The sequence below is a fragment of the Achromobacter sp. SX5 genome (assembly GCF_056711425.1).
The window spans coordinates 1,096,530-1,111,960 of sequence record NZ_CM160041.1; the positions used below are offsets into that span (position 1 = coordinate 1,096,530).

The window sequence follows — 15,431 nt, forward strand, 5'->3', positions numbered from 1 at the left end:
CCCCGAACGGAGCAGAATTTGAAATACCGCAAACTCGGCCGCACCGGCCTGGACGTCAGCCTGATCGGCCTGGGCACCATGACCTGGGGCGAGCAGAACACCGAAGCCCAGGCCCACGAGCAGCTGGACTACGCCCTGGAGCGCGGCGTCAACCTGGTCGACACCGCCGAGATGTACCCGGTGCCGCCCAAGCCGGAAACGCAGGGCCTGACCGAGACCTACATCGGCACCTGGCTGGCGCGCAGCAAGCGCCGCCACGAGATCGTGCTGGCCAGCAAGGTGGCCGGCCCCGTGCGCGACGCCAAGCGCCCGGGCCACATCCGCGACGGCAAGACCTTCCTGGACCGCAAGAACCTGACCGAAGCGCTGGACGCCAGCCTCAAGCGCCTGCAGACCGACTACCTGGACCTGTACCAGCTGCACTGGCCGGACCGCAGCACGGCCACCTTCGGCAAGCTGGCCTATCCCTGGGTGCAGGACGAGCACACCGTGCCCATCGAAGAAACGCTGGAAGTGCTGCAGGACTTCGTGCGCGCCGGCAAGGTGCGCCACGTCGGCGTCTCCAACGAAACCCCGTGGGGCGTGGCGCAGTTCCTGCGCCATGCCGAGAGCCGGGACCTGCCGCGCATCGCCTCCATCCAGAACCCGTACAGCCTGCTGAACCGGGTCTTCGAGAGCGGGCTGTCCGAATTCGCCCACCGCGAAGACGTGGGGCTGCTGGCCTATTCGCCGCTGGCGATGGGCATGCTGTGCGGCAAGTATCTGGACGGCGCGCGCCCGGCCGGCGCCCGCCTGACGCTCTATACGCGCTTCACCCGCTACAGCAACCCGCAGGCCGAGGCCGCCACCCGGGCGTACGTGGAGCTGGCGCGCGCGCACGGCATCCCGCCGACCCACCTGGCCCTGGCCTGGGTCAACCAGCGTCCCTTCGTCACCAGCAACCTGATCGGGGCCACCACGCTGGAACAGCTGAAGGAAAACATCGACAGCGTGGACGTGGCGCTGCCGGCCGAGGTGCTGGAGGAGATCGAGCGCATCCACGCGCGCCAGCCCAACCCGGCGCCCTGAGCGCCGTTCGCCGATACATTTTGTTTGAAGGCCGTTGTCGATCCGGCGCCCTGTCGTTCGTCGTCCTGTTGGAGCGAGAATGTTCCGACAAACACCCAAGGAGACGGATATGCGATTCATGGTGCTAGTGAAGGCGACGGCCGACAGCGAGGCGGGGCTCATGCCCAGCGAGCAGCTGCTGGCGGACATGGGCCGGTACAACGAGGAACTGGTGAAGGCGGGGGTGATGCTGGCCGGCGAAGGCCTGCATCCCAGCTCGAAGGGCGTGCGCGTGGCGTTTTCGGGCAGCGGCCGGCGCGTGATCGACGGGCCGTTCGCCGAGACCAAGGAGCTGGTCGCGGGTTTCTGGATCTGGCAGTGCGCGTCCCTGGACGAGGCGATCGCCTGGGTCAAGCGCTGCCCCAACCCGATGCCGGGCGACTCCGAGATAGAAATCCGCCAGATTTTCGAGGCGGACGATTTCGGTGCAGCGTTCACCCCCGAACTGCGCGAGCAGGAGGAGCGGCTGCGCGAACAGATGGCGGGCAAGCCCGCGCCCTGATGCGGCGCAGCATGAGCGCGGCGCCGGCGCGGATTGTCAGCCGGCGGGCGCGCCCAGGTCCCACACGCGCGCCGGCTCGAAACCCTGCTGTTCGCCCTTGCGCGCGTAGCCCAGCGGGTTGGCGATCACGCGGCAGCCGTCCTTGACGTAGTCCTGCGGACAGTGCAGGTGGCCGTGCAGCCAGTAGTCGGCCAGCGGCAGCAGGCGGTCGAGCGCGTTGCAGAAGCCCGCGGTGCCGGGGGTGATGCCGTAGCGCGGATCGGCGCTGGCCAGGGTGGGCGCGAAATGGGTGATGGCCACCGTCGGGCCGTCGAACGGTACGCGCAGCGCGGCTTCCAGCCACTGCTGGCAGAGCAGCCCCTGCTCGCGCATCTGCTCGGCCAGGAAGGGCTCGCCGTGGCGGCGCATGGCCGCTTTTTCCAGGTAGAAGTCGGCGGCCCGGAATGCCTTGGCGCGCTTTTTCAGCGCCGCGCCCAGGGTGTCGGCGTCGCTGGCCAGCGCGTCGAAATCGCTCCAGAGCGTGGTGCCGACCAGGCGCATGCCGCCGATCACCAGCGTCTCGCGCTCCAGCCAGTGGATGTCCAGTTCCCGGCACAGGCCGCGCAGGCGTTCGTGGGTCTCGTCGAAATCCAGGTTGTCGTATTCGTGGTTGCCCGGCACGTACACCACCGGCGTGGGCCAGCCGTTGCGCGGCGAATAACTGCCCAGCCCGAAGTCGTCGCGCTCCAGCCGGGAGCCGCGCTGGTACGAGCCGATGTCCCCGGCCAGCACCAGCAGTTCGGCGCCGGGCGCGGGCCGTTCCACGAAGTCGGGGTCGGTTTCCAGGTGCAGGTCGGACAGCAGTTGGATTTTCATACCCGTAATCTTAGGCGAGTGCGGCGGGGCCTGTCGTTCCATGAGACACTTTCTCCTATGAGCCGGGACGCGCGCACGCGCGCCCCGACCGCATAGAACCAACAGGAGAAACCCCATGCGTATCGCGATCACGGCGGCGGCCATTCTGGCGCTGGCGGCCGGCGCCCATGCGCAGCCGCAGCCGCAGTCGCGCCCGCTCGACTGCAGCAAGGCGGCCACGCAAACCGACATGAGCATGTGCGCCGACCAGGCCTACCGCAAGTCCGATGCGGACCTGAACGCCGCCTACAAGGAAATCAACGCGCGCCTGAAGGACGACAAGACCGCCGCCACCCAGTTCCATGCCGCGCAGCGCGCCTGGCTGTCTTTCCGCGACGCCGAATGCGCGTTCGCGGCGGGCGGCACCTCGGGCAGCAGCGCCTACCCGATGGCGCAGAGCGCCTGCCTGGACAAGCTGACCCAGGCCCGCACCAAGGAACTGCGCGCCTACCTCGAATGCGAAGAGGGCGACCTGACCTGCCCGGTGCCGGGCAGACCGTGACGGCGGCCGGGGCATGGACGACAAGGCATCGGGCCTGATCACGGACGCCGCCGGCGTGGCGCGCTGCTTCTGGCAGCCGTCCATGCCGGACTACCACGACCGCGAATGGGGCCGCCCGGTGGCCGACGACCGCCGGCTGTACGAGAAAATCTGCCTGGAAGGCTTCCAGGCCGGCATGGCCTGGATCACCATCCTGCGCAAGCGCGAGGCGTTCCGCGAAGCGTTCGACGACTTCGATTTCGAGCGCGTGGCGCGCTATACCGAACGCGACGTGGAGCGGCTGATGGGCAATCCGGGCATCGTGCGCAACCGCAGCAAGATCGTGTCGGCCATCAATAATGCGCGCCGCGCGCGCGACCTGGCCGACGAAACCGGCACGCTGGCGGGCTGGCTGTGGCGCCACGAACCGCCGCCGCGCGAGCGCCCGGCCACGGTGGACCTGGACTACTGGAACAACAATCCCAGCTCGGCCGCGTCCAAGGCCTTGTCGCGCGCGCTGAAGCAGCGCGGCTGGACCTTCGTCGGGCCGACCACCCTGTACGCCTTCATGCAGGCGGTGGGCATGGTCAACGACCATCTGCACGGCTGCGCGTGCCGCGGCGAGGTCGAGCGCGCCCGGGCCGGGTTCAGGCGGCCGGGGTGATGGCGGTTGCGGCGCGTAGGATGGGTGCAGCGCGAGAGACTCGATAAAAGAAATCGACCGCTCGACGCGCGCAACCCATCAGACAGCAAGCAACAACTACCACCCCCAGCAGCTTCCCGCCGCCGGCCGGCCGCAACTGCGGTAATTGACAGCGAACCACAGCTTGCCCGCTCCGCGCGGGCTGCCGTCCTTCTTCACGTCGTCGCGCGTCAGCTCTTCCAGCGTGTCGCGCGCCTTCTTGGTGGGCGAGTCGCCGGCCGCGTCGGGCACCAGCGCGATGCGGCCCAGGTTGGCGGCGTCGCGGTCGCCGTACACGATGTCGGTGTCGGCCAGCGCGCTCATCTTCAGCGCGGCGTCGCGCACCGCGGCGGCGTAGCTGTCGTCGGCGCCGGCCGGCGCCAGGTCCTTGCCCAGGGTGCTGGGCGCAAGAATCTGCGTCGTAGCCGCGGGCGGGGCCATGCGGTAGGCGTCCAGACCCGGAAGACGGCCGCCGGCGGCCTCGCGGCGCAGCCAGTCGCCCCACAGGAATTCCGCGAATTCAGGCAGGCCGCCGTTCTGGTAGGCGATGTCGCGGGTGAAGTACACCAGCGAGCGGTAGCGGTCTTCCTGCATGCCGCCGGCTTCGTCGGCGCTGGCCAGTCCCAGGCGCGTGGGCAGCTGGTCGACGGTGATGGGCTGGTTGGCGCCGTCGCGTAGCCAGGTGCGCCGCTCGTCGATCATGCGCTGCCAGAAGGCCGCGGCGTTGGGCACGTCGCTGTAGTTGGCGTCCACCTTGACCCACACCGGCAGCTTGGGGCCGCCGTCGGCGATCTCGCGCAGCGAGGAGAAGGTATGGTGGCCGTCGGTCAGGTAGAGGTTGCCGTCCCAGCCCACCACCACGGTCTTGAGGTTGGCGGTATGCGTGCCGGGGGCGTCCTTGCAGGCGTAGGTGTCGGGCTGGTCGAGGCGGGCGGCGCGCGCCTCGGCGATGCTCTGGAAATCCCGGGCGCGTTCGGCGCCGCCCATGTCCTCGCAGTAGTCGTCGAACTTCTTGCCGACGGTGCGGTTCAGGTAGTCGAGCTGGCGCGTGGGATCGGCCGCCCAGGTGGGACGGTCGAAGTCGCCCTGCCAGCGGCCCAGCTTGTAGTAGATCTTGTCGTAGCCGACGGCGGCCTGGGTCGGGCGCAATTCTTCGATGCGCACCTGGATCACCTGGCCGGGCCTGGTGTCGAGGTAGGCGCTGTTGCGCGCAGGCGTTTCGGGTTCGGGCGTCTCCGGTTCGGTGGGAAGCGGCGCGATCACCGCGGGAGGCTCGCCGCCGCCTGCGTCGCCATCATCGTCGTCGCCGCCGTTGCAGGCAGCCAGGGCCAGCGGCAGCAGGGCCGCGGCCAGCAGGCGCAGCAGAGTGGGGGGCGGCGAAGTCGGGAAGGTCGAGTGCATGGTGGCGGTTACGGGTCCGTGCGTTCAAAGGTAGCCGATGATGGCCGACGCTTGTTGCGCGCAGATTGCACCGCCCATGCGCCGCGTCCCGGCCGCGACCGGTCGGGACGCGGAGACGCTTAGAACGTATGCCGCACGCCCACCCCGGCGGCCGTGCTCTTCAGGCCGTCGATGAAGGCATAGTCCTTGCCGTAGGAGGCATAGGCGTACAGGTTGGTGCGCTTGGACAGGTCGTAGGTGTAGCCCACGCTCCAGACGTTCATGTTGGCGTCGCCGCCGGTCAGGCTGTCGTTGTTGGGAGAGACGTGCTGCCATGAGGTGAACAGGCTGCCGGTGGCGCCGACGGGCACGGTGGCGCCCAGCATGTAGGCGTTGGCCTTGAAGCCGTCGACGTAGCGGTAGGTGCCGAACTCGTCGCTGAACGGGGTGCCCGCGGGCAGGTCCTGGCCCACGAACCAGCCGTCGGTGGTGCGGCCGTAGGCGGCCGCCAGCTTGACGATCTGCAGGTCGTAGGACACGCCCAGCGCGTACTGGCGCGGGGTGGCGTCGTGGTCGATGGCGGCGCGGTTCGAGCCGTTGAGCTGGTCGTAGGTCAGCGCGACGTTCAGCGGGCCCTGCACGTAGCGCAGGCCGGCGGTGATGCCGCGCGCGTTGTCGGCGGTGCGAAAGCCGCTCTGGCCGGCGTCGGTGTCGTCGACGTTGAAGGAATAGCCCACGCCCAGCTCGAAGCCGTTCACCGAGGGCGTGCGGTACATGACCATGTTGTCCCAGCGCATGGTGTTGGCGGCGCTGAAGCCCAGGCCCAGGTTGGATTGGGTGTAGCTGGTGTAGAAGGGGTCGATGTCGGCGAGGTAGTTCGAGCCGACCGTGGCCTGGCGGCCGAATTCCAGCTTGCCCCAGGCGTCGTTGGCCAGCCCGATGGTGGCCTGGCGGCCGAACAGGCGGCCGGACTGCCCGCGCTGCCCGTTGGCGGAATCGAAGCCGCTTTCAAGCGTGAACACGGCGCGCAGCCCGTCGCCCAGGTCGTCGGAGCCGCGCAGGCCCCAGCGCGAGCCGGCCTGGATGCCGTTGATCATGCCGAGCTTGCTGCCGTCGTATCCATCGCCCTTGATCTTGTTGTAGCCGATGCCGGTGTCGATGACACCATAGAGAGTTACCGACGTTTCTGCCTGAGCGAGGCCTGCAAAAGTAGTGAGCATTGCGGCTGCGAGCAGCGTCTTTTTCATCCTTGGGGACTCCTTTTTGGGGGTTGGAAAAAACAAAGGGAACACCACGCGGCGCAGGCGCCCGACGGTGTTCCCGGTGGTGATCGCGGTGCGGCGCGGGGTTCAGCCCTTGCGGCGCGCGCGCTTTTCTTCGCGCACGAAGATGAACACCCCGACCAGCACCATGGCCGCCAGCGCGTACCAGGTGATGGCGTACATGAGGTGGTTGTTGGGGAAGGACAGCACCGTCAGGCCGCCCACCGGCGCCTTGCGGGCATCGGCCGCGCCGCCCGCGGCGTCGGCGTCGATGAAATACGGCGCCACGTCGGTCAGGCCGCGCGCGGCGGCGATGGCGGGCAGGTCGCGCGAATACCAGAGATTGGCCGCGGGATCGTTGTTGCGCAGAAAGCCGCTGCCCGGTTCGCCCATGCGCAGCAAGCCGCTGACCCTGGCCTGCGCCGGCGGCTGCGCCGCGCCCGCCTGGGCCTTGCGCCATTCGGGCAGCACGAAGCCGCGGTTGACCAGCACGGTGCCGCCGCCGTCCAGCTGCAGCGGCGTCATGACCCAGTAGCCGCTGCCCAGCTCGGTGGCGGCCTGCACCAGCGTCTGGCGGTCGTACTGGAACGTGCCGGAAGCAAAGACGCGGCGGTATTCGGCGTTGTCGGAAGTCAGCGCGGGCCATTCGGCGCGGCCCGGGGCAGGCGCGGCGGGCGCGTGGGCGCGCGATTCGACCTGGGAGATCAGGGCGCGTTTCCAGGCCAGGCGGTGCACCTGCCAGGTGCCCAGCGCGCACAGGCCCGCGAAAATGGCGGCGGCAACCAGCCCCAGGATGACCAGGGTGGTTGCGCTGCGCGGATTACGGGGGGTGTCGCCGGAAGAAGAGTCTGTTACTGCGGGCATCAGGGCATTTTGCGCATGTCGTGCGTCGACATGGGCATCATATTGGAGTTCAGGTGATACATGATCCAGATGGATCCGCTGAGCGTGATGACGACCAGCACCAGCGTGAATATTAACGCCAACATGTTCCAGCCGCTTTCGGACTTGGTGTCCATGTGCAGGAAGTACACGATGTGCACCACGATCTGCACCACGGCGAAGCCCAGGATGATGAGCGCGGTGGTGCGCGAATCTTCGAACACCCGGTCCATGACCAGCCAGAACGGAATGGCGGTCAGGATGGCGGCCAGCACGAAGCCGGTGGCGTAACTTTTTAGCGTGCCGTGGGCGGCGCCGTCGTCGTCGTCATGGTGCCCGTGGTCGCCGCCCGGATGGGCCAGGTGGTCCGTATGCGCGGTCATGGCAGCACTCCCATGAGATAGACAAAGGTGAAGACGCCCACCCAGATCAGGTCCAGGAAGTGCCAGAACATGGACAGGCACATCAGGCGCCGGCGGTTATCGGGGATCAGGCCGTGCATCTGCACCTGGATCATCATGGTCACCAGCCACACGATGCCGAAGGTCACGTGCAGGCCGTGGGTGCCGACCAGGGTGAAGAAGGACGACAGGAAGGCGCTGCGCTGCGGTCCCGCGCCCTGGTGGATAAGATGCGCGAATTCGTAGAGTTCCAGCGACAGGAAGCCCAGGCCGAGAATGCCGGTGACGGCCAGCCACAGCTGCGTGCCGCCGATGCGGTTGCGCCGCATCTCCAGCATGGCGAAGCCGTAGGTGATGGACGACAGCAGCAGCAGCGAGGTGTTGACCGCCACCAGCGGCAGGTCGAACAGGTCCGCGCCCGAGGGGCCCGCCGCATAGCTTCGGCCGAGCACGCCGTAGGTGGCGAACAGGCAGGCGAAGATGAGGCAGTCGCTCATCAGGTAGACCCAGAAGCCCAGCAGCGTGCCGTTCTTGGGATGGTGTTCGACCGGGACGTAGAACACGGGCTGCGCGGGCGGCGCGGCGCCGCCGGGCAGGGAGGTAGCGACGGTATCAGACATGGTTTTTCGCCAGCAATTGCGTGCGCGCATCCTCCGTGCGCACGACCTCGTCGGCCGGCACGTAGTAGTCGCGCTTGTAGTTGAAGGTGTGAACGATGGATACCAGGATCAGCGCCGCGAACGACAGCACCGTCAGCGGCCACATGTGCCAGATCAGCGCAAAGCCCATCACCACGCTGATGCCGGCCAGCACGATGCCGGCCCAGGTGTTCTTCGGCATGTGGATGGGAATGAAGCCCTGGCGCGGCCGCTCGTAGCCGTGCTGCTTCATCTGCCACCACGCGTCCTGGTCATGCACGCGCGGGGTGAAGGCGAAGTTGTAGTTGGGCGGCGGGGACGAGGTGGACCATTCCAGCGTGCGCCCGTCCCAGGGGTCGCCGGTGTCGTCGCGCAGCGATTCGCGGCGCCGGTAGCTCACCACCAGCTGGATCAGGAAGCTGGCGATGCCGCAGGCGATCAGCAGCGCGCCGAAGGCCGCCACCTGGAACCAGATCTGCAGCGACATGTCCTCGAAGTGGTTGACCCGGCGGGTCACGCCCATCAGGCCCAGCACGTACAGCGGCATGAAGGCGACGTAAAAGCCCACCAGCCAGAACCAGAACGAGCACTTGCCCCAGAACGGATCGAGCTTGTAGCCGAAGGCCTTGGGGAACCAGTAGGTGATGCCGGCCATCAGGCCGAACAGCACGCCGCCGATGATCACGTTGTGGAAGTGCGCGATCAGGAACAGGCTGTTGTGCAGCGCGAAATCGGCCGGCGGCACGGCCAGCAGCACGCCGGTCATGCCGCCTATCACGAAGGTGACCATGAAGCCCACCGTCCACAGCATCGGGACCTCGAAGCGGATGCGGCCGCGGTACATGGTGAACAGCCAGTTGAAGATCTTGGCGCCGGTCGGGATCGAGATGATCATGGTCGTGATCCCGAAGAACGAGTTCACGCTGGCTCCCGATCCCATGGTGAAGAAGTGGTGCAGCCACACCAGGTAGGACAGCACCGTGATCACGACGGTGGCGTACACCATCGAGGCGTAGCCGAACAGGCGCTTGCGGCAGAACGTGGCGACCACTTCGGAAAAGATGCCGAAGGCCGGCAGGATCAGGATGTAGACCTCGGGGTGGCCCCAGATCCAGATCAGGTTCACGTACATCATGGCGTTGCCGCCGAAGTCCGCGGTGAAGAAGTTGGTGCCCACGTAGCGGTCCATCGACAACAGGGCCAGCACCGCGGTCAGCACCGGAAAGGCCGCCACGATCAGCACGTTGGTGCACAGCGCGGTCCAGGTGAAGATGGGCATGCGCATCATGCTCATGCCGGGGGCGCGCATCTTGACGATGGTGACCAGCAGGTTGACGCCTGAAAGCAGCGTTCCCACCCCCGCTATCTGCAAGGCCCATATGTAGTAGTCGACCCCCACGTCCGGACTGTGCGCGATACCTGAAAGCGGTGGGTAGGCCAGCCAGCCGGTGCGCGCGAATTCGCCCACGAACAGCGACATCATCACCAGGATCACGCCGCCGGTGGTCATCCAGAAGCTGAAGTTGTTCAGAAACGGGAAAGCCACGTCGCGCGCGCCGATCTGCAGCGGCACGATGTAGTTCATCAGGCCCGTGACCAGCGGCATGGCCACGAAGAAGATCATGATCACGCCGTGCGCGGTGAAGATCTGGTCGTAGTGGTGGGGCGGCAGGTAGCCGGCGGAGTCGCCGAAGGCCACCGCCTGCTGCAGGCGCATCATGATGGCGTCGGCGAAGCCGCGCAGCAGCATCACGATGCCCAGGATCACGTACATGATGCCGATCTTCTTGTGGTCGATGCTGGTGAACCACTCGCGCCACAGATAGCCCCACTTGCCGTAGTACGTGATTGCGCCCAGCAGCGCGATGCCGATGATGGCCACCACGACGAAGGTGGCCAGCAGGATCGGCTCGTGGTACGGAATGGCTTCCCAGGTCAGTCGACCGAAGATCAGTTTGGTGAGCTCAGCTTGATCGGGCATCTCGATTCCACCATAAAGACCGGAGTTCATGAATTCCGCGCCGCGGCGCTACAGCACCAGCCCCTGCGTGGCCGTGCACATCGCGCCCACGTACTTGCGCGGCGGCGTGCCGGTCAGCCCCAGGCGCTCCCGCGTCTGCGGGTCCAGGGTCGTGACGTTGAGCGCGCCCGGTATGCCCATGCCGCCCTGCGCGTCGATGGCCATCGCGTCGCGCATGCACATGCGGTTGGGCTCCACGCAGCGGTTGACGATGGCCTCGAACAGGCCGGGCGCGACCGAGGCGTAGCGCTGCACCGGATTGCGTTCGCTGGGCTGCTCCAGCTGCAGATAGGTCTCGCGGCTCAGCGTGGCGCCGGCGGCGCGCGCCTCGGCAATCCACTTGTCGAAGCCCTGCTGGTCCACGCCGTGGAACTTGAAGCGCATGCCGGAGAACCCCGAGCCGCTGTAGTTGGCCGACAGGCCTTCGTATTCGCCGGGATGGTTGATGACGGCGTGCAGCGTCGTCTGCATGCCCGGCATGGCGTAGATCTGCCCGGCCAGCGCCGGGACGAAGAAGGAGTTCATCACCGTCGACGAGGTGATCCTGAACTGGATCGGGCGGTCCACCGGCGCGGCCATTTCGTTGACCGCCGCCACCCCCTGCTCCGGATAGACGAACAGCCATTTCCAGTCCAGCGCCACGACCTCGACCACCAGCGGCTTGGTGTCAGGCGGCACTTCGCGGCCTTCGGACAGGCGCGCCAGCGGACGGTAGGGGTCGAGCTGGTGCGTGCTCACCCAGGTCAGCGCGCCCAGCGCGATGATGATGAGCAGCGGCGCGGCCCAGATCAGAAGCTCCAGCACCGTGGAGTGGTTCCATTCCGGGTCGTAGCGGGCGGTCTTGTTGCTGGCGCGGTAGCGCCACGCGAACAGCAGTGTGAGGATGATGACCGGGACGATGATGAGCAGCATCAAGCCCGTCGAGATCAGGATCAGGTTCCGCTGCTGCAAGGCCACGTCGCCCGATGGCGACAGCAGCACTGCATTGCATCCGGCGAGCAATAGCAGGGCAGGAACCAGGATCAATCCGCGCAGCCTTTGGAAGAACGGCATGACCACACCCCGAAACGTAACCGTGGGAAGTAAACGCAACACTACGCTGGAAGGCGCGAAAAATCTAGGGTAAAAAGAACAAAAGTATGCGGAAAGCGCATGCGGGAAAGGGCTGCATTCTGGTATGGAAGCAGCGCTGAACGCGGCGCGCAAGCCGCATCCGGGTGTGATGCAGGATCGTAGACAAGGCGTATTCCAAACCTCCTTTCAGCGAGCAGTCACATGGCGAGCACCACGCAATATCCGGGCCACGCATCCCCGTTTCCGCAGCCGGCCGCGCCCGCCGGCGCAGGCAGCCACGCCAAGGTGGCGCCAGGCGAAATCGCGGTGGGCGTGGTGGTGGGACGCGCCTCCGAGTACTTCGATTTCTTCGTCTTCGGCATCGCCTGCGTGCTGGTGTTTCCGCAGGTTTTCTTCCCGTTCGAAGCGCCGCTCGAAGGCATGCTGTGGTCCTTCGTCATCTTCTCCTTCGCGTTCATCATGCGGCCCATCGGCACCGCGCTGTCGATGGCCGCGCAGCGGCGTTGGGGCCGCGCAACGAAACTGACCATCGCGCTGTTCCTGCTGGGCACGGCCACGGTGGGCATGGCGTTTCTGCCGGGCTATAACGCCATCGGCGGGCATGCCATCGTGCTGCTGGCGGTGTTCCGATGCCTGCAGGGCCTGGCGCTGGGCGGTTCGTGGGACGGGCTGCCGTCGCTGTTGGCGCTGAACGCGCCGCCGCACCGGCGCGGCTGGTATTCGATGCTGGGCCAGCTCGGCGCGCCGGTCGGCTTCATGGTGGCCAGCGCGCTGTTCCTGTTCCTGCTGGTCACGCTGACCCAGGCCGACTTCCTCGAATGGGGCTGGCGCTATCCGTTCTTCGTGGCCTTCGCCATCAACGTGGTGGCGCTGTTCGCGCGGCTGCGCCTGGTGGTCACCGAGGAATACACCCAGCTGCTCGAAGAGGGCGAGCTCGAACCCATCAGCACCGCCCAGATGGTGCGCGAGCAGGGCTACAACCTGTTCATCGGCGCGTTCGCCGCGCTGGCCAGCTATGCCTTGTTCCACCTGGTCACGGTGTTTCCGCTGTCATGGATCGCAGTCAGCGCCACGCAGCAGATTCCCGACGTGCTGGTGGTGCAGATCGCCGGCGCGGCGCTCGCGATCCTGGGCACCATCGCCTCCGGCTGGCTGGCCGACCGCATCGGCCGGCGCACCACGCTGGGCCTGCTGGCCGCGCTGATCGCGGTGTTCGCGCTGTTCACGCCGTGGCTGCTGGGCGGCGGGCCGAAGGCGCAGGACGCCTTCATCCTGGTGGGTTTCGCGCTGCTGGGGCTGTCGTATGGCCAGGCCTCGGGCACGGTCACGGCCAACTTCGCGCGGCGCTTCCGCTATACCGGCGCGGCGCTGACCTCCGACATGGCCTGGCTGATCGGCGCGGCCTTCGCGCCGCTGGTGGCCCTGGGGCTGTCGGCGCGCTTCGGGCTGGTGGCGGTCAGCATCTATCTGCTGTCGGGGTCGGCCTGCACGCTGCTGGCGCTGCGCATCAACCGGGTGCTGGAAACGCGGGATTGAAATGTGGCGGCCGGGGCCGCCCGATGGGTTTCGCGCGCTTTACCGCTGATTTCCCGCGTCGAATGTCTCGCGCTGCACCCATCGGCCGCGCGCCATCACCGCACCGGCCACCCATACATCAACCCGCCGTCGCGCCACTGCGCGTTCAGGCCGCGCGGCAGTTTCATCGGGCTGCTCATCCCCAGGTTGCGCTCGTAGCTCTCGCCGTAATTGCCCACCTGCTTGATGATGTTGTAGGCCCAGCGGTCGTCCACGCCCATGTTGCGGCCCATGCCGGGCGTCACGCCCAGGATGCGCTGCACGTTGGGGTTGACGGCCTTGAGCTGCGCTTCCACGTTGGCCGACGAAATGCCGAACTCCTCGGCTTCCAGCATGGCGTAGAACGACCAGCGCACCACGTTGACCCAGTTGTCGTCGCCCTGGCGCACCATCGGGCCCAGCGGGCTTTTCGAGATGTTCTCCTGCAGGATCTCGTAGCCGTCGGGGTTCTCCAGCGTCATGCGGGTGGCGGCCAGCTGCGACTTGTCGGAGGTGAAGGCGTCGCAGCGCCCGGCCGCGAACGCGCGCACGATTTCATCGTACTTTTCGATCACCACGGGCCTGAAGCTCAGCGAGCGCGAACGGAACCAGTCGGCCAGGTCCAGCTCGGTCACGGTGCCCGGCTGCACGCAGATTGTGGCGCCTTCCAGTTCCGTCAGCTTCTTGACGCCCAGCTTGCGCGACACCATCACGCCCTGGCTGTCGTAGAAATTGACGGCCACGCTCAACAGGCCCAGCGTGTTGTCGCGCGCCATGGTGGGCGTGACGTTGCGGGTCAGCACGTCCACCTCGCCGGACTGCAGCGCGGTGAAGCGGGCCTGGGTGGTGAGCGGCGTCAGGCGGAACTTGGACGCATCGTTGAACACGGTGGCCGCGATGGCGCGGCACATGTCCACGTCCAGCCCATGCCAGACGCCCTTGCTGTCCGGGGCGGAAAAGCCCTGGATGCCGGTCGATACCCCGCATTGCAGGTATCCCCGTTTCTTGACGGCGTCGAGCGTGGGGCCGGCGAGGGCCTGGCCGGACACGGCGGCCAGCGCCAGGGCGCAGGCGGCGAGTTTGCGTTGCGACATGTCGTTCTCCTGCCGGGACCGGCCCGGCGCCGGGGGGTTGGAAAAGCGCGCCTCAGGCGGCGCGGGCCGCGGGCCGGGACACTTTTTTCAGGCTCTCGGTCAGCGCCTGGTCCAGGATGGCGATGGCGCGGTCGATTTCCGCGTTGCTCACCGTCAGGGGCGGGGCGATGCGCCAGACCGAGCCGCGTTCGGGGCGGCGCCGGATGTTCATGGACAGGCCCAGCTCGAAACAGCGCTGGGTGGTCAGCGCGCCCAGTTCGTGGAAGGGCTGGCGCGTGCCGCGGTCCTGCACCAGCTCCACGCCCAGCAGCAGGCCCAGGCCGCGCACGTCGCCGATGGCCTCGTGGCGCTGTTGCAGCTCCAGCAGGCCGCGGCGCAGGTAGTCGCCCTGCGCGCGGGCGCGTTCGATCAGGTTTTCGCGCTGGATGACCTCCAGCACCGCCAGGCCCACGGTGGCCGGCAGCGGGTCCGATACGTGGCTGGTGTAGAAGGTGAAACCCTTTTCGTGCACGTCCTGCTCGATGGCGGGCGTGGTGATGGTGGCCGCCAGCGGCAGGCCTCCGCCCAGCGTCTTGGACACGCTCATGATGTCCGGCGTGACGCCGAAGTATTCCGCGCCGCTGCGGTAGCCGATGCGTCCGAACGCGGTCTGCGCCTCGTCGAAGATCAGCAGCATGCCGCGCGCGTCGGCGGCCTGGCGCAGCGCCTGCATGTAGGACTTGGGCGGAACCAGCACGCCGCCGGCGCTGATGACCGGCTCGACGATGATGGCCGCGGGCCTGCCGGCCGAAGCCATGTCGAACATTTTCAGGCCGATCTCCAGGCAGGCCAGCGCCGACTGCTCCGGGTCCATGCCCGCGATGTACGGACGGTAGGCGTTGGGCTCGGGCATGACGAACACGCCGGCCGGCGGCACGCCGTAGCCCTTGCGGTCGCTGGCGTACGACACCGAGCCCGCGCCGCTGGTCACGCCGTGCCACGACCCGCCGATGGCCAGGATCTCGAAGCCGTTCTTGTGCATCTTGGCCATGCGCAAGGCGATTTCATTGCTCTCCGAACCGGTGTTGACGAAGATGGACTTGGTCAGCCCGGCGGGCATCCAGTCGCGCGCCACCGTGGCGGCCAGCCGGGCCACGGTTTCCGGAATCATGCCGCTGAAGAAATGGAAGGCGGTTTCGCCCGCGCGGTGCACGGCGGCGACGATGTCGGGGTGGTTGTGGCCGATGGTGGCGCACATCTGGCCCGATGTGAAATCCAGGATCTCGCGCCCGGTATCGTCGCGCACCACCGTGCCCTTGGCCGAGGTGAACAGGTTGGGGAAGGTGTCGCCGCCGTACCGGACCAGGTACTCGCGGGCGGCGTCGCGCAGGGTTTTATCCATGTTTACACTCCGTGGCGGGTGGGCTCCAATGCGGAACCGACGGAGGCAGTGTCCGGCAGGACGCCCAGACCGTCCAATG

General features: G+C 67.3%; 15 protein-coding genes. 5 read left to right on the forward strand and 10 right to left on the reverse strand.

Annotation, left to right across the window (positions count from 1 at the left end; all coding sequences use genetic code 11):
- Positions 1-18 precede the first annotated feature (18 nt).
- The gene (locus tag AC1M14_RS05005; RefSeq protein ID WP_102773846.1) at positions 19-1,068 is read left to right on the forward strand and encodes an NADP(H)-dependent aldo-keto reductase; all 1,050 of its coding nucleotides are present in this window, start codon (positions 19-21) and stop codon (positions 1,066-1,068) included.
- A gap of 109 nt (positions 1,069-1,177) precedes the next feature.
- Positions 1,178-1,609: a YciI family protein gene (locus tag AC1M14_RS05010; RefSeq protein WP_102773845.1), complete on the forward strand. Its 432-nt coding sequence runs from the start codon at positions 1,178-1,180 to the stop codon at positions 1,607-1,609.
- 36 nt (positions 1,610-1,645) lie between these two features.
- On the opposite strand, the gene AC1M14_RS05015 is transcribed toward AC1M14_RS05010, so the two are convergent.
- Entirely contained in the window at positions 1,646-2,464 is an 819-nt protein-coding gene (locus AC1M14_RS05015) for a metallophosphoesterase (protein WP_102773844.1), read from the reverse strand.
- A gap of 115 nt (positions 2,465-2,579) precedes the next feature.
- Here AC1M14_RS05015 and AC1M14_RS05020 point away from each other — a divergent pair, with 115 nt between their 5' ends.
- Both AC1M14_RS05020 and AC1M14_RS05025 read left to right on the forward strand, forming a co-directional pair.
- Positions 2,580-3,005: a lysozyme inhibitor LprI family protein gene (locus AC1M14_RS05020; protein ID WP_102773843.1), complete on the forward strand. Its 426-nt coding sequence runs from the start codon at positions 2,580-2,582 to the stop codon at positions 3,003-3,005.
- Between the two features lie 13 nt (positions 3,006-3,018).
- Positions 3,019-3,648: a DNA-3-methyladenine glycosylase I gene (locus tag AC1M14_RS05025; RefSeq protein WP_209165691.1), complete on the forward strand. Its 630-nt coding sequence runs from the start codon at positions 3,019-3,021 to the stop codon at positions 3,646-3,648.
- A 96-nt stretch (positions 3,649-3,744) separates the two neighbouring features.
- Here the strand turns inward: AC1M14_RS05025 and AC1M14_RS05030 are convergent, their stop codons facing one another.
- The 7 genes from AC1M14_RS05030 to cyoA form a co-directional block, all read right to left on the reverse strand.
- Positions 3,745-5,067, reverse strand: a complete 1,323-nt coding sequence (locus AC1M14_RS05030; protein WP_479731141.1) for a ParB/Srx family N-terminal domain-containing protein — start codon at positions 5,065-5,067, stop codon at positions 3,745-3,747.
- Positions 5,068-5,186: 119 nt separating this feature from the next.
- A complete protein-coding gene (locus AC1M14_RS05035) occupies positions 5,187-6,293 on the reverse strand; it encodes a porin (RefSeq protein ID WP_479731142.1) in 1,107 nt (368 codons plus the stop codon).
- Between the two features lie 102 nt (positions 6,294-6,395).
- A complete protein-coding gene (locus tag AC1M14_RS05040; RefSeq protein WP_102773839.1) occupies positions 6,396-7,172 on the reverse strand; it encodes an SURF1 family protein in 777 nt (258 codons plus the stop codon).
- Positions 7,172-7,573, reverse strand: a complete 402-nt coding sequence (gene cyoD / locus AC1M14_RS05045; RefSeq protein WP_102773838.1) for a cytochrome o ubiquinol oxidase subunit IV — start codon at positions 7,571-7,573, stop codon at positions 7,172-7,174. The genes AC1M14_RS05040 and cyoD overlap by 1 nt, the downstream gene beginning before the upstream one ends.
- Positions 7,570-8,211 carry a cytochrome o ubiquinol oxidase subunit III gene (gene cyoC / locus AC1M14_RS05050; RefSeq protein WP_479731143.1) on the reverse strand — a complete coding sequence of 214 codons (642 nt, stop codon included), beginning with the start codon at positions 8,209-8,211 and terminating at the stop codon, positions 7,570-7,572. Before cyoC ends, cyoD begins: the two co-directional genes overlap by 4 nt.
- Entirely contained in the window at positions 8,204-10,210 is a 2,007-nt protein-coding gene (gene cyoB, locus AC1M14_RS05055; RefSeq protein WP_102773836.1) for a cytochrome o ubiquinol oxidase subunit I, read from the reverse strand. Before cyoB ends, cyoC begins: the two co-directional genes overlap by 8 nt.
- A 48-nt stretch (positions 10,211-10,258) precedes the next feature.
- Positions 10,259-11,302: a ubiquinol oxidase subunit II gene (gene cyoA, locus AC1M14_RS05060; RefSeq protein ID WP_479731144.1), complete on the reverse strand. Its 1,044-nt coding sequence runs from the start codon at positions 11,300-11,302 to the stop codon at positions 10,259-10,261.
- 222 nt (positions 11,303-11,524) lie between these two features.
- Here cyoA and AC1M14_RS05065 point away from each other — a divergent pair, with 222 nt between their 5' ends.
- Positions 11,525-12,859, forward strand: coding sequence for an MFS transporter (locus AC1M14_RS05065; RefSeq protein ID WP_209165694.1), 1,335 nt, complete (start codon positions 11,525-11,527; stop codon positions 12,857-12,859).
- Between the two features lie 95 nt (positions 12,860-12,954).
- Here AC1M14_RS05065 and AC1M14_RS05070 read toward each other — a convergent pair whose 3' ends face one another.
- The gene (locus tag AC1M14_RS05070) at positions 12,955-13,971 is read right to left on the reverse strand and encodes an amino acid ABC transporter substrate-binding protein (RefSeq protein WP_111825744.1); all 1,017 of its coding nucleotides are present in this window, start codon (positions 13,969-13,971) and stop codon (positions 12,955-12,957) included.
- A 52-nt stretch (positions 13,972-14,023) separates the two neighbouring features.
- Positions 14,024-15,352 (reverse strand): aspartate aminotransferase family protein, encoded by a 1,329-nt coding sequence (locus AC1M14_RS05075; RefSeq protein ID WP_479731145.1) that lies wholly within the window; start codon positions 15,350-15,352, stop codon positions 14,024-14,026.
- Positions 15,353-15,431 lie beyond the last annotated feature (79 nt).

Excerpts from the sequence above, each read along its gene's own strand:
- AC1M14_RS05010 (WP_102773845.1), top strand. The coding sequence starts at position 1,178 with ATGCGATTCATGGTGCTAGTGAAGGCGACGGCCGACAGCGAGGCGGGG.
- AC1M14_RS05015 (WP_102773844.1), bottom strand. The coding sequence starts at position 2,464 with ATGAAAATCCAACTGCTGTCCGACCTGCACCTGGAAACCGACCCCGAC.
- AC1M14_RS05020 (WP_102773843.1), top strand. The coding sequence starts at position 2,580 with ATGCGTATCGCGATCACGGCGGCGGCCATTCTGGCGCTGGCGGCCGGC.
- AC1M14_RS05025 (WP_209165691.1), top strand. The coding sequence starts at position 3,019 with ATGGACGACAAGGCATCGGGCCTGATCACGGACGCCGCCGGCGTGGCG.
- AC1M14_RS05030 (WP_479731141.1), bottom strand. The coding sequence starts at position 5,067 with ATGCACTCGACCTTCCCGACTTCGCCGCCCCCCACTCTGCTGCGCCTG.
- AC1M14_RS05035 (WP_479731142.1), bottom strand. The coding sequence starts at position 6,293 with ATGAAAAAGACGCTGCTCGCAGCCGCAATGCTCACTACTTTTGCAGGC.
- AC1M14_RS05040 (WP_102773839.1), bottom strand. The coding sequence starts at position 7,172 with ATGCCCGCAGTAACAGACTCTTCTTCCGGCGACACCCCCCGTAATCCG.
- cyoD (WP_102773838.1), bottom strand. The coding sequence starts at position 7,573 with ATGACCGCGCATACGGACCACCTGGCCCATCCGGGCGGCGACCACGGG.
- cyoC (WP_479731143.1), bottom strand. The coding sequence starts at position 8,211 with ATGTCTGATACCGTCGCTACCTCCCTGCCCGGCGGCGCCGCGCCGCCC.
- cyoB (WP_102773836.1), bottom strand. The coding sequence starts at position 10,210 with ATGCCCGATCAAGCTGAGCTCACCAAACTGATCTTCGGTCGACTGACC.
- cyoA (WP_479731144.1), bottom strand. The coding sequence starts at position 11,302 with ATGCCGTTCTTCCAAAGGCTGCGCGGATTGATCCTGGTTCCTGCCCTG.
- AC1M14_RS05065 (WP_209165694.1), top strand. The coding sequence starts at position 11,525 with ATGGCGAGCACCACGCAATATCCGGGCCACGCATCCCCGTTTCCGCAG.
- AC1M14_RS05070 (WP_111825744.1), bottom strand. The coding sequence starts at position 13,971 with ATGTCGCAACGCAAACTCGCCGCCTGCGCCCTGGCGCTGGCCGCCGTG.
- AC1M14_RS05075 (WP_479731145.1), bottom strand. The coding sequence starts at position 15,352 with ATGGATAAAACCCTGCGCGACGCCGCCCGCGAGTACCTGGTCCGGTAC.